Genomic DNA, 21,889 nt, shown 5'->3' with positions numbered 1-21,889 from the left:
AGTGTCACGTCACCGTGAGCAATCCGCGAAGCACCACGACTCCAGAGCCGGAGAGCTCGGGCTCCGGCGTCAGGCGCACATGCAACAAACTGCGCCGGCCCATATGAACACCCTGCTCGACGACGAGCGTCTTGTCCTCAGCGAGCAGGTCCTCCGAACCCAGGTAGGCGCATAGCGGACCGGCGGCCGTGCCCGTCGCCGCGTCTTCCCAGAGACCGACCGTGGGGTTGAAGAAGCGCGCATAGGCTGTCCGTGGCGCGGCCGGGTCGAACGCGTAGACATAGCAGCCCTCGGCCCCCGCGGCCGCCAGCACCGAGAGCAACTTGTCACTCATGGGGCGAGCGCGATCAACAGTCAGCGCGTCTCGAACGCGAACCAGGAGATGACCTGCACCGGTGCTGGCGACGCGGGGCGCCGGGTGCGTCAGGACATCCGCGACAGGCACGGCAAGCGCCTCGGCCAGGGGGCCGACCTCATCGAGTGGCGGAGACAGCTTCAATGGTGACTGCTTCATCCGTCCATGGATGCGGCCCGCACGTGCCTCGAGCGTGATGGGCAACACGTCTGTACCGATTTCCTGTTGGAAGGTCTTCGGCGCATCCAACGAACCGAGGGCTCCGTGCTCGGCGAGCCACAGCCAGGCCCCGAGCGCATTGTGCCCCGCTCCGAATATCTCCGAGCCATTCGCGGTGAACGAGCGCAACTTCCAATCGGCACGCGTGCTCTTCAGGAGAAAGGTCGTCTCCGCCTGATTGAACTCGCCTGCGATGCGCCGAAGCGTGTCGTCGGGCAACGCGTCCGCGCCTTCGACGACCGCGAGAGGGTTGCCGCTCAGCGGAGTATCCGCGAACACATCGATCAGCCCGGATGCCAGCTCTGCCATGCGTCTTCTCCTCGGTCGTAGATGAGCTACATTCACCTTGCTCGGACCTGACGGAAACCTAATGAGGCTCGGGTGCCGCCGCAAAAGCGAAGTTCTCACCTTGAAGATGAGCTGGATTCAGCATGCCTCCGTACGAGCTTCCTCCCTTGAACGCGCTGCGCGCCTTCGACGCCGCCGCCCGACATTCCAGCTTCAAGGCCGCCGCCGCGGAGCTCTTCGTGACGCCCACGGCCATCAGCCACCAGGTCCGGCAGCTCGAAGCCTACCTGGGCGTGCGTGTGCTCGACCGGACGCCACGGTCCGTGTCCCTGACGTCGGCCGGCGCGGAGCTGTACGAGGCGGCCGCGGCGGGTTTCGCGGACATCAGCCGGGTTGTCTCACGCCTGCGGAAGGGCCCGACGCCCGTGACGCTGACACTGTCCGCCACCACGGGCTTCTTGAGCCAGTGGCTGGTGCCGCGTCTGGATGAGGTCCGCCGCCTCTTGCCGGACATCGAGTTCCGGCTGCATGCCGGAAACGCGCCCGTGGTGCTGAAAGCGGGCGAAGTCGATGTGGCCATCCGCTATGGCAGGGGCCCGTTTCCGGGGGCCGAGGCCACGGTGCTGAAGCGCGACACCTTCGCCCCCGTGTGCAGCCCGAGACTCAAACTCACGCGCGCCAGCGACCTGCGCCGCGCGAAGCTCATCCACATCGACGGGCAGCGTGTGCCCAGACCCCCGCCGACGTGGGCACGCTGGTGTGCCGAGGCCGGAGTCACAGGGGTGGATACCGAGGCCGGCATCCGGTTCACGGACGGCCTGCATGCGGTTCAGGCCGCGCTCGCGGGGCAGGGGGTTGCCATCGTCAGCCGGGTCTTGGTGGCCGACGCCTTGTCCGCGGGACTGCTGAGCCAGCCGTTCGTCGAGGTTCTTCGCGGCGAGACCTATCACTTCGTCTGCGCGCCGAGCCTGAGTTCCCGTGCCGACGTCGTCGCCCTCCGGGAGTGGTTTCAACGCAACCTGATGACGCCCCCATGATTCATACCTGTTCGTGGGTCGTCCCAGTCCGCGTGTAACGCATGGGACGAATGCGCTTCGTGGGGTGCCTCAGCGTCGCGCCGACTTCTTTCGCCGACCGCCTTCGGCGGCGCCGAGCAGCATCACGTCGACGACGCGCTCGAGCGTCTCGTCGGTGCAGGTGTCATGGCGGAACAAAATCAGATTCCGGGCGCTGCCGAGCAGGAGGTCACGAACGAGCGGCATGTCGGTGTCCTTCGGGAGCTCGCCGCGCGCCACCGCCCGCTCGAACATCACAAGCGCGTTGCATTCGGAGCGTTCGATTCGCTCTTGGATGACCTTGCAGAGCTCTCCCTTGCCGCCACTGCCAGCGAAGAGCATGCGCATCAGCGACAGCACCACGGGGGAGCGGCAGACCGCGCGATAGCGGCGCAGGTAGTCGAGGAGATCGCCCCGGAGCGAGCCGGTGTTGGGGAAGCTGTCCTGGTCGGACACGCGTTCGAACGCGGCGAGCACCAGCGCCTCCGGCGTTTCCCAGCGGCGATAGATTGTCGTCTTGTTGACGGCGGCGCGCTCGGCGACCGCCTCGATTGACAGGTTCTCGTAGCCGACCCGCGCGACCTCTTCGAGGGTCGCCTCGAGAATCTTCGCGACCAGCGGCTCGCCCCGTTGCTGTTTCGAAGCCATCCCGAACGTTCTAGCACGAAAGCAACGAACAAGTTGCTTTGTCCTCCGGGGACGTTACCTTCAGCAAAGCAACGAACTGGTTGCAATAAAGCGCCGGCCACGTTGCGATGAGGTGGGCCATGAAGACGGTTCTGGTGACGGGAGCCACGGGCAGACAGGGCGGAGCGGCCGCACGCGCACTGCGCGCCGACGGCGTCGCGGTGCGGGCGCTGGTCCGAAACCTGGAGGCGCCGGCAGTGGCGGGGCTCCGCGAGCACGGCGTCGAGATTGCCTCGGGGAATCTTGATGACCCGCCTTCGCTGCGCGCGGCCTGCCGCGGCGTCGACGCGGTCTTCTCGGTGCAGACGCCCGACCTCAAGGACCTCGGAGGCGACTCCGAGACGAGGCATGGGCGGAACCTCGTCGAGGCGGCGCTCGCCGAGCGCGTCCCGCAGTTCGTCCACACCTCGGTCTCCGGCGCTGGCGACCATCATCGCGGCGTCCCCGGTTGGAAGGAGGGGCGCTGGAAGACGCTGGAGCATTACTGGGAGAGCAAGGCGTATCTCGACGAGCTCGTGAAGGACGCCGGCTTCCCGCACTGGACCGTGCTGCGGCCGTCCATGTTCATGGAGAACTTCGTGCGCCCGTCATTCCTCTTCGCGAACTGGGTGGAGAATCGGCTGCTGACCGTCCTCAAACCCGACACCCGGCTGTCGCTCATCTCCGTCGACGATATCGGCAAGGCGGTCGCGCGAATCATCGCCGAGCCGGAGCGCTTCGATGGCCGCAACCTCGAGCTCGCCGGCGATGTCCGCTCGCTCCGCGAGATATCGGCGGTCCTCTCGGAGGCCTGGAAGACGAAGGTCGAGGCGCCCGACCTGACTCCGGAAGAGGCACTCGCACAGGGCCTCCTCCCTGCGTTCGTCCACTCGCAGCGCTACCTGAACGAAAATCCGAGTCCAGCCCGCCCCGACGAAGCGCGGGCCCTCGGCCTCTCGCCACGGACCTTCGCGCAATGGGTCCACGCCACGTGGCCTTGAGGTGACCTCATCGCTGAGCCACGCCTGTCCATGAACGTCAGGGCACACCAGGCGGGGCTTGGCGAGGAGTGCCCCTGCCGCGCGTTCGACATGCGGGCGCCGTGGCGCAGGGTCGGACGCAGGCCTGTTGCCGGGAGCGAACAGGCGGAGTGGCCGCCCGCAATCTCCGCGCCGCCCATCAATCCCAGACATCGCCAGGCATGATGCCCTCGTCTCGTTGTCATGCCGCCTCCGAGCACCAGGGCGGCGCTCCATGGGGCAGGTGTGAGCAATTGTGAGGCCAGCGCGCCTGGAAGAGAGGTTCGCGCTGGAGTCGCGCTGAAATGGCGTGATGGCGCCGAAAGAGCGTGCCGAATCGGCGTGGTGGCGCCAGAGTTCCGGGGGATGCCGCCTCCCGTATGGTTACCCCCCGGCGAATTCGATGAGTATCGGCTGGTGCGTTTGTTGGGGCAGGGCGCCATGGGGCAGGTGTGGCTCGCGCAAGACACGCTCCTGGAGCGGCAGGTGGCCATCAAGTTCCTCGGCGCGCTCGGGCCCGATGTCGCCCGCAGGGAGCGGTTTCTCATCGAAGCCCGCGCCATCGCTCGCCTGGCGCACCCCAACGTCGTAGCCGTCCATCGCATCGGTACCATCGATGGGCAGCCCTACATGGTGACGGAGCTCATCGAGGGGGGCGGCCTCGACCGGCTCGACAAACCCATCGCGGGGGAGCGCGCGCTGGCCATCGGCATCGACCTTGCGCGTGGGCTCGCCGCCGCACACCGCGCGGGCATCCTCCACCGGGACCTCAAGCCGGCCAACGCCATGCTCGGGTCCGACGGAGCGAAGCTGCTCGACTTCGGTCTGGCGAAATTCTCCGAGGAGCCCGTCGCCACGGGGCTCCCGCTCATCCCTGGCACCGAACGCGGGGCGCGAGGGGGCGAGTCGAGTGACGGCGCACCGCGAGCCCTCGCCGCGAATCCCGAGGACACGCTCCCGGGAATCGTCGGACCGGGGCGTGTCACGGAGCCGGTGGTCCCGGGCGTTGCGTCCGCCGCGCTCACACAAGTGGGAGCGGCGGTGGGAACGCCGCTGTACCTCCCACCGGAGTGCTGGCGTGGCGAGCCCGCGACGCGCAGAAGTGACGTCTACGCGCTGGGCGCGCTGCTCTACGAGCTGTGCGCCGGCAAGCCCCCGGTGCGGTTCCTGCCCGAGGGGCCCATCCGCGATGTCGTCGCCGAGCACGCCGCGCGACCGCTCGGGGAGGTGGCGCCGCAGGCGGATGGCCGGCTGGCGGACGTCATCGACCGATGCCTGGAGCGCGACCCGGCGCGGCGCTATGCCTCGGGCGACGCGCTCCGTGAGGCGCTGGAGCGTCTGCTCCAGGCCCACCCCGCCCGCGTGCCCGAGGGAAATCCGTACCGCGGGCTGATGCCGTTCGAGGCGGAGCACCGCGCGCTCTTCTTCGGCCGGAGCTCGGAAGTTCGAGCGGTGGTCGAACGGCTGAAGTCGAGCGGCCTCGTCGTGGTGGCGGGGGAGTCCGGAGTGGGGAAGAGCTCGCTGTGTCGCGCCGGGGTACTGCCCGCGGTCAGGGAGGGGGCGCTGGGCGCGGGCAGGAGCTGGCAGAGCCTCACCTGTCTCCCCGGGCGTCATCCGCTCCGCGCCCTGGTGGCGGTCTGCGCGGAGGTGCTCGGCACCCCGCCCGCGGAGCTGGATGCGCGGCTGCGGTCCGAGCCAGGCCTGCTCGCGCGCGAACTCGTGCGGGCCCTGGGGCCCAGGCGGGGCCTGGTGCTCTTCGTCGACCAGCTCGAGGAGTGGGCGTCCTTCGCGGACCGGGAGGAAGCCGGGCTCGCCGCCCGGGCGGTCTCGGAGCTGAGTGCCGGCCTGCCCTCGCTGCGCGTGCTCGCCACGGCACGCAGCGACCTGTTGCATGCGCTGACCTCGCTCCCCTCGCTGGGGTCGGAACTCTCGGGCGCGTTGTTCCTGCTCGGTCCCATTCAGCGCGAGCACCTGCGGCAGCTCATCGAGGACCCTGCTCAGGTCCACGGGGTGCGCTTCGAGTCCGAGGCGATGGTGCAGGGTCTGCTCGAGTTCGCCGCGCAGGGCGGCGCGCTGCCGCTGATTGAGTTCGCGCTGGAGCGCCTGTGGGACAGCCGCGGCGCCGCGACTGTCCTGACCGAACAGGCCCTGGCGTCCATGGGTGGCGTCTCGGGGGCGCTCGCCCAGCATGCGGATGCCCTCTTCCGCCGGCTTCCGCCGCGCGAGGCCCGGGAGGCTCGCGCGATGCTCGTGCGCCTGGTCACCGCGAACGACCAGCGCAGGCCCAGGCTCGAGGTGGAACTCCTGGGGAGCGAGGCGCCCCCCGCGCGGAGAGCCGCGCTGGCCACCCTGGCCCGGGAGCGCATCGTGATGCCTCGCGATTCCGAGGAAGGGACGGCCTGGGAGATTGCCCACGAGGTGCTCCTGCGCGAGTGGCCAGCGCTCAAGCGCTGGCTCTCGGAGGATGCGGAGGTCCGGGCCGTTCGCGAGCGCCTCCAGGCCGCGACTCACGAGTGGGAGCGGCTCGGCCGGCCAGCGGATGCGCTCTGGGGCGGACTCCAGCTCGCGGATGCCGGCCGCGTCATCCTCGAGGAGACTTCACCCTCGGAGGCCGCCTTCCTCTCGGCGTCCCGGCGCCGCCAGCGGATGCGGCGTCTTCGGGGGCCGTTGAGTCTGGGCGCCTTGGTGCTGGCGGGGCTGCTCACGTACTCCGCGCAGCGCTGGTCGCACGCGCGCGGGGTGGATGCCCAGGTGGGGCAGCACCTGGCGGAGTCCGCCCGCGAAGCCGAGGCGATGCACCGGGCCCGGGTGGATTGGGAGCGGATGCGCGGCGAGGCATATGCCGCCTTCGACAAGGGGGACTGGCCCCTGGGCGAGCGGAGCTGGGACGCCGCGCTGACGAGGAAGGAGGCCTGGGTGCGTGCCGTGGGGCTCGCGAGCGCCCGGGCCGAGAATGCGTTCCTGCTCGCTCCTGAACGGGCGGAGGTGCGCCGCGCGCTGGCCCGCATCATGGCCGAGCGCGCCGAACTCGCGGAGCTGGAGGGGCGCCAGGGAGAGTACGCGGCGGAACTCGAGCGCCTCCGCCGCCTGGATGACGCGAGCGAGTGGGTGGCGGCCCTGGAGCGGCCCGCGAACGTGCGCGTCGAAATCGAGCCTCCAGAGGCCACCTGGTCGCTCACGCGCATCGAGTCCCTGAATGGACGGTGGAGTGAGCGCCCCGCGCCCATCGAAGCAGGCGGTGCGCTCTCTCCCGGTGCCTACGTGCTCAGCGCGAGCGCGCCCGGGTTCGCGCCGGTGCGCATGCCCTTCGTGGCCTCACGCGGGAAGCTCGTGCCGTTGAAGCTCGGACTGCCTCCCGCGTCACGTGTCCCCGAGGGCTTCGTGTATGTGCCCGCGGGGCCCGTGCTCTTCGGCGCCGCGGGAGACGAGAAGGTGCGTCGTGAGTTCTACGAAGCCGCGCCCCTCCACCCCGTGGCGCTGAAGGCGTTCCTCGTGGGCCGGTACGAGGTCACGTTCGCGGACTGGCTCGCGTTCCTCGAGGAACTCCCCGCCGCCGTGCGCTCGCGGCACCTGCCCAATACGCAGAGTTCCATGGGGGGCACCACGGAGACCGCGTACCAGGAGCTCGCGCGGACGGCTCGGGGGTGGCGGTTCACCTTCGCGCCCATCTCGCAGCGGTACACCGCCCTCGCGGGAGCGCCCATCCGCTACCGGGAGCGCAAGCTGCGCGCCGAGCAGGACTGGCTCCGCTTCCCTGTCTCGGCCATCACGCCCTCGGACATGGAGGCGTACCTGTCCTGGTTGGATGCCACGGGCCGGGTTCCGCACGCGCGGCTGTGTACGGAGCACGAGTGGGAGCGCGCCGCGCGCGGGGCGGACGCGCGGACCCTCCCGCATGGTGAATTGCTCGCGCCGGATGAAGCCAACATCGACGAGACGTACGGGTACCAGGATGCCGCCTACGGCCCCGACGAGGTGGGCAGCCACCCCGCGTCGAATTCTCCGCTGGGTGTCGCGGACATGCTGGGCAACGCGTGGGAAGTCGTGCGCTCGGTGAACGGCGCGAAGGAGTTCGTGGTCCGAGGTGGCTCCTGGCATGTGGGCACCATCTCCGCGCGGATTCCGAACAGCTGGGTGGTGAACCGCGACTTCCGGCAGGTGGATACGGGGTTCCGAGTCTGCGCCGACGTCCCTTGATGGACGCAGCGTGTCGGAGTGCTGCCCGGGGGGCGGTCGCGTTGACGGAACAGGGGTGGCCCGCGACTTGCTATGGGTGTGTCCCGCCATGAACGCAAAAGCCTGCTTGTTGAGTGCATTGGTTTTGAGTGCCTGCGGACCCGCGATGGAGGTGAGGGACCCGGAGCCCGTCCTTGCTTCGTCGGTGCGAGAGCTTCGCACGCCGCAGGGCAAGACACCCCAAGGGAAGACCCCTCAAGGGAAGACCCCCCAGGGCACCGAGGCCAACAATCCGTGGCTCGTGGATGTCAATTCCTTCCAGTTTCGCGTCTCGAACGATTCGCTCGTGGCCGCGAAGGCGCAATTGAATGGGAGCCGCATCCAGGGCATCACGATTCCGGGTGGCTACGTGTTGCCGGTTCCACCCCTGCCTCCGGTGGTGCTCGAGCAGGCCAGCGCCCGCGTCGTCATCCCCCCCGTCTGGTACGAGCCGACCCTGCCCCTGGCCACGTTCAAGGTCATGGAGATCCAGGGTCCGGTTGTCGCGGGAGCGCCGCTGCCGCTGGTCAACCCCACGAGGGAGGCACGCATCATGGGGACCTTCATCGACATGGGGCCGTATGGTCCGACGGACGCGGCGAATCTGCTTCAACCGCAATACCGCAGTGCCACCCGTCCCAATGCGGATGTGCATTTCTACCGGGTGCAGTTGAAGGACGACGCAGGCAACTGGGTGGATTTCTGTTCGACGGAATCCGGGAGTCCTCCAAACGCGGCGATGTTCCTTCCCTCGTTCATCGACACGGTGGGACTTGCGTACTCCGCACCCAACTATCTTGGCATTGCCTGCCATGACGGGACGGCGGTGAAGTGCGCACGTTGGGGCTACAAGCCCTGGACGAGCCTGACGCCGACGGGCAGCAGCCCGCCGGAGCCGGTGGGCCTCGCTCCCTACTGGGAGGCTTGCTTCAAGGCCGCGATGGCGAACTACTGTGAGGACGGCTTCTCCTACACGCAGCCCAACACCATCATCGACATCTGGGACCGCCACCGCTTCATCGCTCCGACGCCGGAGTGGGTCTCCTACAACGACCCTCAAGGCGCGAATGGTCCCTCGGCCTTCACCTCCGAGGCCGGGTTCAATGCTCGAGGCACGGTGTGCCTCGAAAGGGAGCGCTACGGGGCCCTGCCCGCCGCCTGCAACAGCGGTACGTGGCAAATCATGGTGACCGGCGGTACGCACTGCTACGAGTGGTCCGAGGCGTCTCCGCCGACCAATCGCTTGCCATCGTCGACGTGCAGCGCCCAACGGGTGTTCATAGCGGCGGATCCCTTCGAAAAGGGGGCGTTGGAGGGTTGCATTCAGCAGAAGGAGCTCACCGCGGATGCGCCTCTTGTCTTTGTCGCGAACTGGACCAACGGCTGTAGGCACGGCCCCTTCTCGACAGGCTATTCGCTGGCCAAGGACTGCAACTGGCTCACCCGTGCGGTTTGCGAGTCGACCGGTTACGCGTACTGCTGCGGCACCAATTCGTACGGGCAACTGGAGCCGAATAATTGGAATGCCGGTTGTGTCGCGAAGGCGTACGACATCGTCGCCGCACCACCCATCATCGTGCCTCCCACCGGAGGGGTGATCACGCCATGATGCGAGGCTCACTTCCCGCGCAGGCCGTATTGTTTCATCTTCGTGACGAAGGTCCTCAGGGGCATGCCAATCCGCTGTGCCGCCCGGGTCTGGTTGCCCTCCGAAGCGTGGAGCGCCTGCGTCATCCGGGTGCGCTCGAGCGTCTGGATTTCTTCCGCGAGGTTGGTCAGGGCGGGAAGCGTCGTCGGTTCCTGCGCGGGGAGTGCGGGCTCGGTGCTCGCGGAGGGTTTGACCGAGAAGCCTGCTCCGAGCCGCTCGTCGAGATGCCACGGTTCAAGCACCTCCTCCGTTACCGCCGCGGCGGCGTAGTCCATCACGTTGCGCAGCTCCCGGACGTTGCCGGGCCAGGGATACAACGCCAGGCGTTGCATCGCGGCGTCGGAGATTTCCAGGGGCTCGCGAGCGCTCCGCTCGCAGGCCCGCGAGAGGAAGGCCCGCGCGAGGATGGGCAGCTCGCGCTTGCGCTCGCGCAGCGGGGGCAGCCAGAGAATGCTGCCGGAGAGGCGGAAGAAGAGGTCCTGGCGGAAGCGTCCCGCGCGGATCTCCGCTTCGAGATCTCGGTTGGTGGCGGCGACGACTCGCACGTCGATGACGCGCTCCTTCACGTCCCCGAGCCGGGTGATTCGCTGGGTGTCCAGTGCGCGCAGGAGCTTCGCCTGGATGGAGAGGGACAGTTCGCCCACCTCGTCGAGGAAGAGGGTGCCACCGCTCGCCGCCTCGAAGAGGCCCATCTTCGTGGCGGTGGCATGGGTGAAGGCGCCCTTCTCGTGGCCGAAGAGCTCGGACTCGAGGAGGCTCTCCTGGAGCGCGGCGCAGTTGAGCGTCACCAGTCGTTGGGCCTTGCGGTGGGACAGGAAGTGCAGCGCGGAGGCGGCGAGTTCCTTTCCCGCGCCCGTCTCTCCGTTGACGAGCACGGGGAGGTCGGACCTGGCAATCCGCTCCGCGAGGCCGTAGAGGCGCATCATCACGGGGTCCGCGATGAGCACCTCCCGGTCGCCGAGCTTCACCGTCTGGAAGGCATCGCGCCCGGAGGCCACGTCGCCGGCGGCCGTGGTTCTCGCGGCCGCCGATGCCGAGGAGTGCAGCGTGTCCACGTCACAGCCGTCGGAAGGGCAGGCGGCGACTCCGGCGCGAGCGGCGGGCGCCAGGGGCTCGAGGGCCTCGAGGATGCGGAGTGCGTGCTCCCTCGCCCCGGGGTCATCGAGCTCTGGCAGGGCGACGGAGAAGCTGTCCGCTCCGGTCCACGAGGCGACGTCGAGCCCGCGGCAGACAGCCTGGAGCGCGAGTTCCACGCGCGGGCGGTCCGCGGTCTTCGTCCCGAGCGAGACGTGCAGGACGGAGAAGGGGCGGAAGTAGCGCAGGGCGCGTTCCAGCTCCGCCTCGACGCGCTGGCGCATCGTGGCCGGGTCGACGAAGAGCGGCCCGGTGGTGGCCCGCCGCCCGAGGTGCAGCACCAGGGTCGCCGAGGAGAGGGTCACCACGTCGCCGGACGAGAGCCGCCGTGTCCCCACCACGCGCTCCTCATTGACGTGTGTCCCGTTCTGGCTCTCCAGGTCGGCGATGCGTACCTGCCCACCGGTGACGGACACCTTCGCGTGTGCCCGGGAGACCGAGGCCTCGCAGAGCTTGAGGTCCGCGCCGTCGCCGCGGCCAATCACCACCTCCCCCTGCTCGGGGAGGGCGAACATCCGGGCGCTGTCCCCGTCGAAGACCAGCAGGTAGTGCCGCTCGGAGGACTCCGGGGGCAGAAGGGTCCCTCGGGCGGCCCGTCCATCCATGGTCGAGGCGTTGTCGCCCTCCAGGGGCTCCTGCGGCGTCTGTTCCGAGCGGTTCATTGTCAGCCATTGTTCACAACCGCTCGCTCACTGGCAATGAGGTTGCCGCCGGGGACGCGCTCCCAGCCGCTGCGCACCAGGGCCCCGACGAGCGGTACCACCCCCTTTCAATCACCGGTCTCGGCTGCGCCCAGCGCGTAGATACCGACCTGATTCCGATTCAACCCGTCCAGGGGAACACTCCCAACGCAAGAGAGGGTGTTTCCACGGTCGTGGAGTGGGCACCTCCTCCGGCCGACCCCAGACGGCTGACCGCTCGCGACAAGCCATGGGTGCGTTACGCCATGGTGAGTGTCGACGCCGTCCTGGTTGTGTGTTTTTCAGTCTTCCCTCGAGGGGAGTAGCAGGCAGTCGTTGTTTGGATGTGGGTTGTGAATCATTGAGACGTGTGTTGGCGCCAACCCTCTGGGTCGAGTCCTCTCGAACCGGCGGCCGGAGCCACGCACTCGATTGGAGAAGACAACATGTGTCGGATGATGATGGTGGCCTCTGTCGCTCTGTTCGTGGGCATGACGGCTTGTGGTGGGATGGAGCATGAGGAGTCCAGCGCGCAGGTGGCCGAGGAGCTCGGCCAGTCCGAGGCCCTGCTCTGGACGGGCTTCACCTCGGAGGAGCATCCGCCTCTCCAGTGTGACTTGGTGCAGTTGATCAACGGCTTCGAGTGCAGCGGCAGCAAATGCGACAACATCCGCGTCAATTGTACGAACGCGGGCGTCGCGCACGGCGCCTCCTATTTCACCTCTCAGTTCTCCGAGGAGGCGACCAGTTACCGCTACTGCGGAGCCAACGAGTGGGTGACGGGTGTCGCGTGCTACGGCAATTACTGCGACAATGTCGCGCTCGAGTGCACGGCGATTGCCGGCCGCTCGGTGGGTTCCTGCACCTGGTCGGCGTGGTACACGGACGGCAGTGGCGCGTGGCAGGCGCCCGCTGGCAACTACGTCCGCGGCGCCCAGTGCCGTGGCTCGAACTGCGACGACATGCGGTTCTACTACTGCAGCCTGCTCTGATGAATGCCTCCCGCCCATCACCTCACGTGGTGGGCGGGAGGTCCGCATGAAGGCACAACAGCTGGACAAAGGGGGGAATCGTGTTGAACAGCGTTCAAGGAGTGGGGGCTCGCCAGGTCCTGGTCGTGCTGGTCCTGGCCGTGGTGACGGGATGTTCCGAACCGGCGTCAGGAGGCACGCGACAACCCGTGGTCGCGCGGGCGAAGGCATCCGCCGCCGAGCCGCCGTTCCTCGTGCGAGACCTCCTGGAGACGGACGCGCCCTATTACACGGGCACCTACCAATTCACCGCGATGGGCAACCACGTCTTCTTCACCAACGCCACTCCTGGCACGGGGAGGGAACTGTGGAAGTCGGACGGAACGGCCAAGGGCACGGCCCTCGTGCAGGACCTGCTCCCCGGAGCTGGTGTCTCAGGCCCCTCCTACCTGACGGAGTTGGGTGGCTGGCTGTACTTCACCTCGGGGACCTGGGACAGCAACGGGCTCTGGAGGACCCGCGGCACGCCGGAGAGCACGGAGTTCGTGCACGCGATGGGCGACGGTCCTCGCTTCATCGCTCGCATGGGAGACGCGCTCTACTTCATCGCTCAAGGCGGCTTGGAGTCACCCCGAGTTTCTTCGCTCTGGAGGAGCGATGGGACGCCGGCGGGCACCCTCCCGCTCACGGCGGTGCGCAATCCTTCGTCCAACTCCGGGGCAAAATGGGTGCAGGTCAACGGCACCCTGTTCTTCGCCGGTGAGGACACCGTGCATGGGGAGCAGCTGTGGAAGACGGATGGGACGTTGGAGGGCACGGGGCTCGTCAAGGATGTATTCCGTGGCACCGACTTCTCCGGTCTCGCCGATTTCGTCGCGGTGAATGACCTGGCACTCTTCTGGGCCAGGGACACGTTGAATGTCCCCGACCAGTTGTGGCGCTCGGATGGCACGACGGAGGGCACCGTCCGCGTCCAATCGTATCCACGGGGTAGCTCCCGCACCACGCCCCTCACGGTGGTGGGTGAAGTGGCGTACTTCCAGGCTGTGTCCACCCTGTATGGTCAGGAGTTGTGGCGGACAGACGGCACCGACAGCGGAACGTATCGGCTCAACCTGGTGCCGGTCGTCGCGAATCAGCGCTCGCCCAATCTGCTGACAGCGTTTTCCGGACAGCTCTTCTTCATGGCGATGAACGAGCAGGCCGAGTGGATGCTGTGGCGCAGTGACGGCACGGAGCAGGGCAGCAGGCCTGTCACCTCCGTTATCTATGACGCCGAATCCGCCGTGGGCTCGTATGGCCCGATGCTGGCCACGCCCGACGGCCTCTACTTCTTCGCCGGCCAGCCAGGGATGTCGCACGAGCTGTGGAAGAGCGATGGCACGGCGGCCGGGACGGTGCGGTTGACAGAAGGGCTCGGCCTCACTCGCGACCTGGACAAGCTCCATCTCTGGAAGGATGGCACCCTCTACTTCAGCACCCGGGGCGGCGAGTTGTGGACGAGTGACGGGACCTCCGAGGGGACCCGGGTGCTCCTTCGCAAGACAGGAGCCACCGCGTCCTCCAATCCGAGGGAAGCGGTGAACCTCAAGGGGAGGCTGTTCTTCGTCACGGACGGGACGGGGTACGAGAGGGACCTGTGGATGAGTGACGGCACCCGGGAAGGGACGGAGCCACTGACGGACCCCCGCCCCGGTGCGGATGGAGGCCAGCCCTTCCACCTTGTGGCGGCGCGCAGCCAGCTCTACTTCATCGAGAGTTCTTCGACGGGTGACTACCGTATCTGGCGCACTGACGGTACCCGGCCCGGTACCCACGCCGTGGGCTCACTCCCACTCTCGCGCTTCGCTTCCTTCGACAAGGGCCGTATGGCTGTCATTGGCGAGGAGCTCTTCTTCTTCCGCCGGTCTGGCAACGAGGACGAACTGTGGAAGACCGACGGCACCCCGGACGGGACGGTCTTCCTGAAGCGCTCCCCGGGTCTCACCTTCGGATGGAACCCTCAGCAGTTCACCCCAGCGGGGGGACGGCTGTTCTTCGTGGCGGACACCCACCTCATCCGAGAGGCGCTCTGGGTGAGCGACGGCACGCCGGATGGCACGCGGATGGTCGTGAAAATCAGCGCCCTGGCGCACAGCCGTGGCTCCATCAATCGGGTGGTGCCCGTGGGCGATGAGGTCTTCCTTTTCGCATTCATCGAGGGCCAGGGGGCCACGCTCTGGAAGAGTGACGGCACGGAGAAGGGGACGGTGCGGGTCGCGGTCGGTGTCAGTCCTCCTGAGGGGAACAACACGGCCGTCATCGACGGCACCCTCTACTTCATCAACAAGAGATACCTCGCCGATACGGGCACCAGCGCCACCGAGCTCTGGAGGAGCAACGGCCTCACGGCGGTCAAGGTCAAGGACCTCTCGGCGCCGACCCCCTATGCCGGCAGACCGGCGCCGGACGTCCTCACGGCCTTCAGGGGTGCGGTGTATTTCTGGGCCTATGACGCCGCTCACGGGTACGAGCTGTGGAAGAGCGATGGCACCGAGGCCGGCACACGGATGCTGACGGAGCTCAATCCCGGACTGATGGGCGCGGTGCTCGAGCCCGGACCGCTCGTCGCGTTGGGGCCGGACGGTCCGCTGATGTTCTCCGCGTCGGACGGTGTCTCTGGAATGGAGCTCTGGCAGACAGATGGAACAGCGGAGGGCACGGTGCCCGCCGCGGACCTTGTCCCCGGCCATGACTCGTCCTCGCCGAAGGGGCTGACGGTCGCGGGCCGGCACCTCTTCTTCAGCGCGTATCAGAAGGACACGGGCGTGGAGCTGTGGGCGCTGCCCCGGACGGTGGCGGACACCACGCCGCCGGAGGTCGTGTGCCCTGCCCACCCGTTCGTCGAGGCGACGAGCCCCCAGGGAGCGAGGGTGTTCTTCACGCGCGCCACCGCCACGGACGACACGGACCCTTCCCCGGGCCTCTTCTACAGCCCGGGTTGGGGTGAGGCCTTCCCGATGGGCGACTCGTCCATCACCGTCACGGCCGCGGATGAGGCGGGCAACCGCTCCTCATGCCGCTTCGACCTCACCGTACGGGACACCCAACCGCCCGCACTGGAGTGCCCCGGGCCCCAGCGCCATGAGGCCATGGGCCCCGATGGAACCCAGGTCTGGTTCCCTCGGCTGGTGGCCAGCGACGTCGCCTCGGTCCCCGAGGTGCGGACCTCGCAGCCGACGGGGACCCGTTTCCCCTTGGGGACCACCGAGGTGGAGGTGACGGCAACGGATGGGGCGGGGCTTCGCACGACGTGTCATTTCCCCGTGGAGGTGGTGGACACCGTGGCGCCGCGAGTCACCTGCCCCAGTCCGATGAAGGTCGAGGCGTCCATGCCAGAGGGCGCCGTCGTCGCCTTCTTCCCGCCGATTGTCGACGAGCTGGTGTCCATTCCCACCGTCGTCTTCAGCCCGGCCTCCGGGAGCACCCTGCCCATGGGGTGGACGTCGGTGAGGGTGACGGCGACGGATGCAGCCGGCAATTCGAACGCGTGTACCTTCTCAGTCGAAGTCGTGGACACGACGCCTCCGAGACTCACCTGCCCGCCGAGGCAGCGGGTGACCCAGACCTCCGAGTCTGGCGCCATTGCGAACTATCCGGCGGTGGATGTCGTGGACACCGTGTCCACCACGCGAGTGGAGTTCAATCCCCCGGAGGGCCGCCAACTTCCCCTGGGGACCACTGTCGTCTCGGTGAGTGCCACCGACACGCGCGCCAACAGCGGGTGGTGCACCTTCCAGGTGGAGGTCGTGCGCGCCCCGTCGCAGCCAGGCAATGGCACGCCGGACGCCGGCCCGCCGGACGCCGGCCCGCCGCGCCCGGCACCCGGTCAGCCGACGATGCTGCCTCCGTGGGAGTCGAGTGGCTGTGGCTGCGCACAGACGAACGGTGCTCCGTGGGCCTTCCTTGCGCTGATGGCGCTGGGGGTGCTGGCTCCACGAGCACGCCGCGGGGCGCGGCGGTAGCCCTGACGGCTGGGTGAGAACGGCGGCGCCTCTCCAACATGCTCACGCCGACAGCTCCACCGCGACCGGGTGGGGCTGTGGCGCCGAGGGGCAGGCCGGTGGATGCCAATGACGGAACCGGCAGGGCGGATACGCCGGGGTATCCCCGCGGTTCGGCGTAGAGGTCCGCGAGGTCCACGCTTGGGCGCGAGCCCGCGGAGGCGGCGGGAGTGATGCAATGGCTGTTCATGGATGCCAATGGGCTGCACAACGGCATTGGCTTCGCGCGCAACCACCTGGCCTTCGAGTTGAGCACTCCCCGCATCACCCTCCGCGCCTCATCCAGGCTGCGACACACAAGTCATGCCTCCCCTGGAGCACGGCCTCCCTGGCGCATTGCCGCGAAATTCTGAGTCCCCGCGTCGTGCTGTCTTCGCGGTCCATCCTGGTGTCACCTGGAGAACAGGGAGGGCACCGCGCTTGCACTGGCGCCTCGTCGGGCCAGGCGAGGGAGGCCGACCCCGCTCTGGGCCCGGCGGTGATTCACATCGCATCACCGCGAGAGGAAGACATCATGCGCAACTCAGTTGTCACGTTCGGGGCCATCATCACGCTCATCCTCGCAGGGGCACCTGTCGCCCAGGCCGAATCCGAGGACCTGAAGCTCTCCTTCGGCCTTCGCGCCGGCTACGGGCTCCCCATCGGCATCGCGAAGGGAGGGGACAGCCACTACGACATATACCTGGACGAAATCGTGAAGGGCATCGTCCCCGCGCAGCTCGACGTGGGGACGTTCCTGGGCTCCCGCTTCTACGTGGGCGCCTCGTTCCAGTACGCGGTGGGGCTCGCCGTCAGCGAGTGCCAGGGGGACTGCGGTGTGAGCGCCATGCGAATCGGCCTCAACCTGAGCTACCACCACCCCTGGTCGGAGAAGCTCAGCCCGTGGGTGGGCCTGGGCGTTGGCTACGACGTCCTCGATGCCGACCAGGTTCCCTCCGTCATGACCGGAGAACTCGAACCGACCTCGCCGTATGGCCGCCTGGAAGGCTTCGAGGTGGGCAACCTTCAGGGGGGCATCGATTTCAACGTCGCGGGGCCCGTGTGGTTTGGCCCCTACGTGACGGGGACCCTGGCCAGGTACGACGGACAGGATGCCCGCTTCCATTCCTGGTTCATGGGCGGTCTGCGACTCCTCGTCCGCCGTTGAGCCGTCCAGAGGCGGAAGCCTCCCCGTCATTCACGCGGTGACAGGGAGAGCGGTTCGAGGCACCGGCTTACGGAGCCTCGAACATCCCCTTCGGCGTGATGCCCTTCAGGAAGGGCTCGATGAAGGCGTGCAACAGCTCCGTTTGCGTGATGACCGCGGTGTGTGACGTCGCCGGCAGGACCGCGAGCCGCGAGGGCGACAGCGGCTTGCCCATGTCGCCCGCGCCGCCACCGCCGAGGAGGCGGAACAGGGCGACCGAATGCTCCAGGGTCGAGACGTCGGCATCGCCGGTGATGATGAGCACCGGAGTCTTCAGCGCCTTCACCTGCTCCCCCCACGCCATCGGCTCCTTCTCGAGCGCAATCAGCTTCCGGACCAGCTCCGGAAATCCTTCGGGGTTGGCGGCGAGCTTCCGGTAGTCCTTCGCGAACGGCATCTCGAGGAACATCTCCACCTTCATCTGCGGGATGAACTCCTTGAACTCGGGCTGCCAGCCCTCGACGTCGTAGGCGACTGAAGCGGCGGCCAGCTTGTTCACCTTCTCCGGATGGCGGATGGCGAACTGCAGCCCGGCGGCGGCTCCCATGGAGTAGCCGAACACGTCCGCCTTCTTGAGTCCCACCGCGTCCATGAACGCCGCGATGTCGTCCGCCAGGTGGGCGTAGGTGATGGGCCGGTCGATGTCGGTGGTGCGGCCGTGTCCCTGAAACTCGAACGCATAGACCCGATGGGTCTTCGCGAGCTTGGGGATGATGGCGCCCATCGTCGGGATGTTCATGTAGGCGCCGTGCAGGACAATCAGCGGGTCGCCCTTGCCGGACACCTCGTAATACATCTGCTTTTATGGTCAGTGTGTCCTTGCGCGAAGTCACGGGGAACCAACGACACCGGCGTGGCCCCCGCTCGGGTGCCGATGAACCCCTCGTCCCTGAAGTCCGACCTCTCGTCGGAACCCGCGCGCCCGGCGAGTGCCCCTGAACTAGGACCGGAAGGCACCCACGAACGGGAGTACCTCTCATGCACGCCCGCAACCTCCTCGTCGCCCTCGCGCTCACACTGGCCGCCCCTGTCCTCGCCGCGGAGCCCGCGCCTCCTGTGCGGCCGAGACAGCCACCCTCCGCCGCGGAAGCGGCCGCCCGGCACCGCGAGAAGCTTGCGCCGCTCCAGGTCCTGGTGGGCAACTGGCGGGGAGACGGATGGGTCGACATGGGCCCTCATGCGGGCGGCCGCAAGACGTTCCAACTGAAGGAGACCGTGCAGCCGCACCTCGACGGAACAGTGCTCGTGGTGGAGGGACTGGGCACCAGCCGAGCGAGCCCCACGGCCCCCGAGGTCCCCACGCACCAGGCGCTCGGAGTACTCTCCTGGGATGAGGCCGCTGGCCGCGTGCGCTTCAGTGCATACCGGTTCGGTGGCGGTGTCGTGGACACCGAAATGAAGCTGCTGGGCGATGGGGTGTTCCAGTGGGGCTTCGACATGCCTCAGGGCCGCGTCCGCTTCACGCTGGACGTGCGCGACGGGGTGTGGGTTGAAAAGGGAGAACTCTCGCTCGATGGGGGCAAGACATTCGGTCAGTTCCTCGAGATGACGGTGCGGCGCGCGAAATGAAACCCGGGGTGCGCTGGGCGCTGTTCGCGGGCTGCACGCTGCTGCTCGCGGCGCTCGTCACGGCGTTCGTGATACTCCCCGCGCCCACTCCGCCCGCGGAGGTCATGCGCATCTTCGCGCTCAGCGCCTTCTACGGCATCTGCATCGGCTTCCCGTCGATGAGGGTGATGCCCACGGTGGGCCGGCGCGCCATGCACGGCCCGCCCGTGCCCGCCCTGCTCAAGTGCCTGGCCGCGTGTGCGGTCATCACGGCCGTGATGATGACGGTGGCGACGGTGACGCTCGCGGGCCTGGGCGCCTTTCCCGCCTCGGAGCTCCGGCAGCATCTGTTCGTCGACGGTGGCATCGGCCTGGTGCTGAGCCTGCCCGCGGGGGTGTGCACGTTCGTGTATTCCCGAATGGCGGGTCGCATCCACGGAAGGGACGCGCGCGTGCGCGAGGCGGAGGCGCTGCGCGAGCGTGCCGAGTGGCTGGAGGCGGAGGCGCGCTTCGACTCGCTGTCCGCGCGCCTGCAGCCACACTTCCTCTTCAACACCCTCAATTCCATCGCCACGCTGGTGCGCGAGGACCCGCGCGCCGCGGAGGCCATGGTGGAGCGACTGGCGTCCGTGCTGCGCTCCTCGCTGGATGCGGGGGCGGGGCGCCATGTCCCGCTGCTGCGCGAACTGAACCTGGTGTCCGACTATCTGGAACTCGAGCGGGTGCGACTGGGCGCGCGGCTGCGATGCTCGCTCGACGTGCAGCCGGGCCTCGAAAGGTTCGCGGTGCCTCCCTTCGCGGTGCAGACGCTGGTGGAGAACGCCGTGAAGTACGCCGTGTCCCCGAGGCGCGAGGGTGGTGAGGTCCGGGTGTCGGTGCGCGCGGATGCCGGCCGCGTGTACCTGGAGGTGCGGGACGACGGCCCTGGTATCGAAGGGCCGCCGCCTCCAGGGCACGGGCTCGACATGCTGACGCGGCGACTGGTGTCCTCCTACGGGGCGGAGGACGCGGGCCTGTCCATTTCGCGGGGCGAGGGCGGTATCGGCGCGTGCGTGCGGGTGTGGCTTCCACGCACGGAGGCCGCATGAGTGCACCAGGGCTCCTTCGCGCCGTGCTGGTGGATGACGAGCCGCTCGCGCTGCGGCGCCTCGCTCGCATGCTCGAGGAAACGGGGCGTGTGACGGTGGTGTCCACGTACACCGACCCGGTGGAGGCCGCGGAGGCACTGCGCGCCGAGCCCCCGGACGCCCTCTTCGTGGATGTGTCGATGCCGGGCATGAGCGGCTTCGAGCTGGTGCGGGCGCTCCCCATGCCGCCGCCCGTGGTGTTCACCACCGCCTTCGACACGTACGCGCTGCAGGCCTTCGAGGTGAGTTCCGTGGACTATCTGCTCAAGCCGGTGGACGCGCGAGGCCTCACGCGTGCGCTGGACAAGCTCGCGCGCATGCACCCCATGCTCGCGCAGGAGCGGCTGCGTGCGCTGGAAGCGGCACTCCAGCCCCCCACGCCGCTGTCGCGGCTCACCTCCAGGACGGGCACCCGCGTGCGTGTGGTGGAACTCGCGGACGCCACGCACCTGTATGCCGAGGACCGGCTCGTCTACGTGGCGCGTGCCGGGCGCACCGATGTGGTGGACATGTCGCTCGCGGAGCTCGAACGCCGACTCGACCCGACGCGCTGGCTGCGCATCCACCGCGCCACGCTCGTCCATCTCGATGCGATTGTGGAGGTCCTGGGGGGCTACGGCGACGCGCGTGTGCACCTGAAGGACGGGACGGTGCTCTCCGTGGCGCGCGACCGGCTGCGCGAACTCCGTGAGCGGTTGGGTGGCACCCGGAGTCCCGCTGGCCGTCCATGAGGCAGCAAGCCCTGGAGGGGCACTCCAGTGCGCGAGATTGCCCGCGTCAACGGGGAGGGTGGCAGCGACGTAGGAGGCGAGAGTTCATGGGGACTCCAGGGTGTGGCCGAGGTTGCGGTCCACCACGGTGAATCCCGAGGACTGGTAGAGGGCGACAGAGACGGGGTTGCCCTCGAAGGCGTACACAACGGCCTGCCTGGCCCCCAGCCCGCGCATGCGCCCGAGCCCCTCGTGAAGGAGCGCACGCCCGAGCCCGCGTCGCCGGTGCTCTGGGGCGCATGCCACCGGCTCGAACTCGCCTACCGCGTTGGCCTCGTCGAGCCAGCCCAGCGCGCAGGCCGCGAGGCTGCCGTCGGGCGCCTCGATGACGAGGTCCAACGCGGGCTGGTAGCGCGGTGCCTCCATGAGGCGCGCGTACACCTCCGTCGTCACTCGCTCGGTGCCGAAGCCGCGCCGGTGCACGAGGGCTCGCGCGGCCACCTCTTCGGGGCCCCGCATCGCGCGCACCCGATAGCCCTCGGGCAGCGGAGGCGGCGAGGGAGGCAGCGCGTGCAGCGGCAGCGCGAGGTGCAGATAACATCCGCCCGTGGTGCGCAAGCCCAGCCTCCGCAGCGCCGCGAGCAGCGGGCCATTGCTCTCCAGCGCCCACAGGGTGGCTGGCTGCGGGGTGCGCCCGTGGCGCGCGCGCACCCAGGGCAGCACGTCCACCGCGAAGGCGTCCGCGTGCTCGAGTGGGTGGACGAGCAGGTCCACGTCGCCGTTGCCATAGGCCCACGCGAAGCCAGCGAGCTGCCCGGGCGCGCGCTCCCAGAGGGAGATGTCCTCCCGTGGCAGCACCTGTGCGTTGCGCAAGAGGCGCCAGGTCAGGTCCCCCACCGCGCACTCCACATGGGGGCCGCGCTCCGCCCAGGCCTGAACCACGAGATGGGCCATGGCCTCGAGGTCGGCCACATCGCGATAGGGGCGGAGACGGAGCATCTCTCCACTCTACACAAGACTGTGAT

Annotated in this window: 15 protein-coding genes and 1 pseudogene; 11 read left to right on the top strand and 5 right to left on the bottom strand. The window is 68.4% G+C overall.

Going from position 1 to position 21,889, the window contains the following annotated elements; translation table 11 throughout:
• Window positions 1–4: 4 nt before the first annotated feature.
• Entirely contained in the window at window positions 5–883 is an 879-nt protein-coding gene (locus HUA75_RS36945) for a PhzF family phenazine biosynthesis protein (protein WP_174478452.1), read from the bottom strand.
• A 122-nt stretch (window positions 884–1,005) separates the two neighbouring features.
• On the opposite strand from HUA75_RS36945, the gene HUA75_RS36940 reads away from it, so the two are divergent.
• Window positions 1,006–1,899, top strand: a complete 894-nt coding sequence (locus HUA75_RS36940) for a LysR substrate-binding domain-containing protein (RefSeq protein WP_174489083.1) — start codon at window positions 1,006–1,008, stop codon at window positions 1,897–1,899.
• Window positions 1,900–1,968: 69 nt separating this feature from the next.
• Here HUA75_RS36940 and HUA75_RS36935 read toward each other — a convergent pair whose 3' ends face one another.
• Window positions 1,969–2,565, bottom strand: a complete 597-nt coding sequence (locus HUA75_RS36935; RefSeq protein ID WP_174458748.1) for a TetR/AcrR family transcriptional regulator — start codon at window positions 2,563–2,565, stop codon at window positions 1,969–1,971.
• 119 nt (window positions 2,566–2,684) lie between these two features.
• On the opposite strand from HUA75_RS36935, the gene HUA75_RS36930 reads away from it, so the two are divergent.
• The 4 genes and pseudogenes from HUA75_RS36930 to HUA75_RS36920 all read left to right on the top strand — a co-directional run bounded on the left by HUA75_RS36930 (window position 2,685) and on the right by HUA75_RS36920 (window position 9,426).
• Window positions 2,685–3,584, top strand: a complete 900-nt coding sequence (locus HUA75_RS36930) for an NmrA family NAD(P)-binding protein (RefSeq protein ID WP_174489082.1) — start codon at window positions 2,685–2,687, stop codon at window positions 3,582–3,584.
• Window positions 3,585–3,806: 222 nt separating this feature from the next.
• Window positions 3,807–6,128, top strand: a pseudogene (locus HUA75_RS48100) (serine/threonine-protein kinase); the annotation flags it as partial.
• Window positions 6,129–6,902: 774 nt separating this feature from the next.
• Complete coding sequence (locus HUA75_RS48095; protein WP_371745764.1) at window positions 6,903–7,799, top strand: formylglycine-generating enzyme family protein; 897 nt, start codon at window positions 6,903–6,905, stop codon at window positions 7,797–7,799.
• Window positions 7,800–7,887: 88 nt separating this feature from the next.
• The gene (locus HUA75_RS36920) at window positions 7,888–9,426 is read left to right on the top strand and encodes an ADYC domain-containing protein (protein ID WP_217446444.1); all 1,539 of its coding nucleotides are present in this window, start codon (window positions 7,888–7,890) and stop codon (window positions 9,424–9,426) included.
• 8 nt (window positions 9,427–9,434) lie between these two features.
• Here the strand turns inward: HUA75_RS36920 and HUA75_RS36915 are convergent, their stop codons facing one another.
• A complete protein-coding gene (locus HUA75_RS36915) occupies window positions 9,435–11,261 on the bottom strand; it encodes a sigma 54-interacting transcriptional regulator (protein ID WP_174489079.1) in 1,827 nt (608 codons plus the stop codon).
• A gap of 464 nt (window positions 11,262–11,725) precedes the next feature.
• Between HUA75_RS36915 and HUA75_RS36910 the strand changes: the two genes are divergently transcribed.
• The 3 genes from HUA75_RS36910 to HUA75_RS36900 all read left to right on the top strand — a co-directional run bounded on the left by HUA75_RS36910 (window position 11,726) and on the right by HUA75_RS36900 (window position 17,440).
• Entirely contained in the window at window positions 11,726–12,271 is a 546-nt protein-coding gene (locus tag HUA75_RS36910; RefSeq protein ID WP_174489078.1) for a hypothetical protein, read from the top strand.
• A 188-nt stretch (window positions 12,272–12,459) separates the two neighbouring features.
• Entirely contained in the window at window positions 12,460–16,254 is a 3,795-nt protein-coding gene (locus tag HUA75_RS36905) for an HYR domain-containing protein (protein WP_174489077.1), read from the top strand.
• A 553-nt stretch (window positions 16,255–16,807) separates the two neighbouring features.
• The gene (locus tag HUA75_RS36900) at window positions 16,808–17,440 is read left to right on the top strand and encodes a hypothetical protein (RefSeq protein ID WP_174489076.1); all 633 of its coding nucleotides are present in this window, start codon (window positions 16,808–16,810) and stop codon (window positions 17,438–17,440) included.
• A 67-nt stretch (window positions 17,441–17,507) separates the two neighbouring features.
• On the opposite strand, the gene HUA75_RS36895 is transcribed toward HUA75_RS36900, so the two are convergent.
• Window positions 17,508–18,275, bottom strand: a complete 768-nt coding sequence (locus HUA75_RS36895) for an alpha/beta fold hydrolase (RefSeq protein WP_174489075.1) — start codon at window positions 18,273–18,275, stop codon at window positions 17,508–17,510.
• A 182-nt stretch (window positions 18,276–18,457) separates the two neighbouring features.
• Between HUA75_RS36895 and HUA75_RS36890 the strand changes: the two genes are divergently transcribed.
• From HUA75_RS36890 to HUA75_RS36880, 3 genes are read left to right on the top strand one after another with little or no spacing between them, the layout of a single operon-like run.
• The gene (locus HUA75_RS36890) at window positions 18,458–19,048 is read left to right on the top strand and encodes a hypothetical protein (RefSeq protein ID WP_174489074.1); all 591 of its coding nucleotides are present in this window, start codon (window positions 18,458–18,460) and stop codon (window positions 19,046–19,048) included.
• Entirely contained in the window at window positions 19,045–20,115 is a 1,071-nt protein-coding gene (locus HUA75_RS36885) for a sensor histidine kinase (protein ID WP_174489073.1), read from the top strand. Before HUA75_RS36890 ends, HUA75_RS36885 begins: the two co-directional genes overlap by 4 nt.
• Window positions 20,112–20,885, top strand: coding sequence for a LytTR family DNA-binding domain-containing protein (locus tag HUA75_RS36880; RefSeq protein ID WP_141647690.1), 774 nt, complete (start codon window positions 20,112–20,114; stop codon window positions 20,883–20,885). Before HUA75_RS36885 ends, HUA75_RS36880 begins: the two co-directional genes overlap by 4 nt.
• An 84-nt stretch (window positions 20,886–20,969) precedes the next feature.
• Here HUA75_RS36880 and HUA75_RS36875 read toward each other — a convergent pair whose 3' ends face one another.
• Window positions 20,970–21,863, bottom strand: coding sequence for a GNAT family N-acetyltransferase (locus tag HUA75_RS36875; protein ID WP_174489072.1), 894 nt, complete (start codon window positions 21,861–21,863; stop codon window positions 20,970–20,972).
• Between the last annotated feature and the right edge of the window lie 26 nt (window positions 21,864–21,889).

The sequence above is a fragment of the Myxococcus sp. CA040A genome, from assembly GCF_013336725.1.
Lineage (GTDB): Bacteria > Myxococcota > Myxococcia > Myxococcales > Myxococcaceae > Myxococcus > Myxococcus llanfairpwllgwyngyllgogerychwyrndrobwllllantysiliogogogochensis.
Note: the sequence above shows the minus strand (reverse complement) of the source record. Positions and strands in the feature narration are given on the sequence as shown.

Excerpts from the sequence above, each read along its gene's own strand:
- HUA75_RS36945 (WP_174478452.1), bottom strand. The coding sequence starts at position 883 with ATGGCAGAGCTGGCATCCGGGCTGATCGATGTGTTCGCGGATACTCCG.
- HUA75_RS36940 (WP_174489083.1), top strand. The coding sequence starts at position 1,006 with ATGCCTCCGTACGAGCTTCCTCCCTTGAACGCGCTGCGCGCCTTCGAC.
- HUA75_RS36935 (WP_174458748.1), bottom strand. The coding sequence starts at position 2,565 with ATGGCTTCGAAACAGCAACGGGGCGAGCCGCTGGTCGCGAAGATTCTC.
- HUA75_RS36930 (WP_174489082.1), top strand. The coding sequence starts at position 2,685 with ATGAAGACGGTTCTGGTGACGGGAGCCACGGGCAGACAGGGCGGAGCG.
- HUA75_RS48095 (WP_371745764.1), top strand. The coding sequence starts at position 6,903 with ATGCCCTTCGTGGCCTCACGCGGGAAGCTCGTGCCGTTGAAGCTCGGA.
- HUA75_RS36920 (WP_217446444.1), top strand. The coding sequence starts at position 7,888 with ATGAACGCAAAAGCCTGCTTGTTGAGTGCATTGGTTTTGAGTGCCTGC.
- HUA75_RS36915 (WP_174489079.1), bottom strand. The coding sequence starts at position 11,261 with ATGAACCGCTCGGAACAGACGCCGCAGGAGCCCCTGGAGGGCGACAAC.
- HUA75_RS36910 (WP_174489078.1), top strand. The coding sequence starts at position 11,726 with ATGTGTCGGATGATGATGGTGGCCTCTGTCGCTCTGTTCGTGGGCATG.
- HUA75_RS36900 (WP_174489076.1), top strand. The coding sequence starts at position 16,808 with ATGCGCAACTCAGTTGTCACGTTCGGGGCCATCATCACGCTCATCCTC.
- HUA75_RS36895 (WP_174489075.1), bottom strand. The coding sequence starts at position 18,275 with ATGTATTACGAGGTGTCCGGCAAGGGCGACCCGCTGATTGTCCTGCAC.
- HUA75_RS36890 (WP_174489074.1), top strand. The coding sequence starts at position 18,458 with ATGCACGCCCGCAACCTCCTCGTCGCCCTCGCGCTCACACTGGCCGCC.
- HUA75_RS36885 (WP_174489073.1), top strand. The coding sequence starts at position 19,045 with ATGAAACCCGGGGTGCGCTGGGCGCTGTTCGCGGGCTGCACGCTGCTG.
- HUA75_RS36880 (WP_141647690.1), top strand. The coding sequence starts at position 20,112 with ATGAGTGCACCAGGGCTCCTTCGCGCCGTGCTGGTGGATGACGAGCCG.
- HUA75_RS36875 (WP_174489072.1), bottom strand. The coding sequence starts at position 21,863 with ATGCTCCGTCTCCGCCCCTATCGCGATGTGGCCGACCTCGAGGCCATG.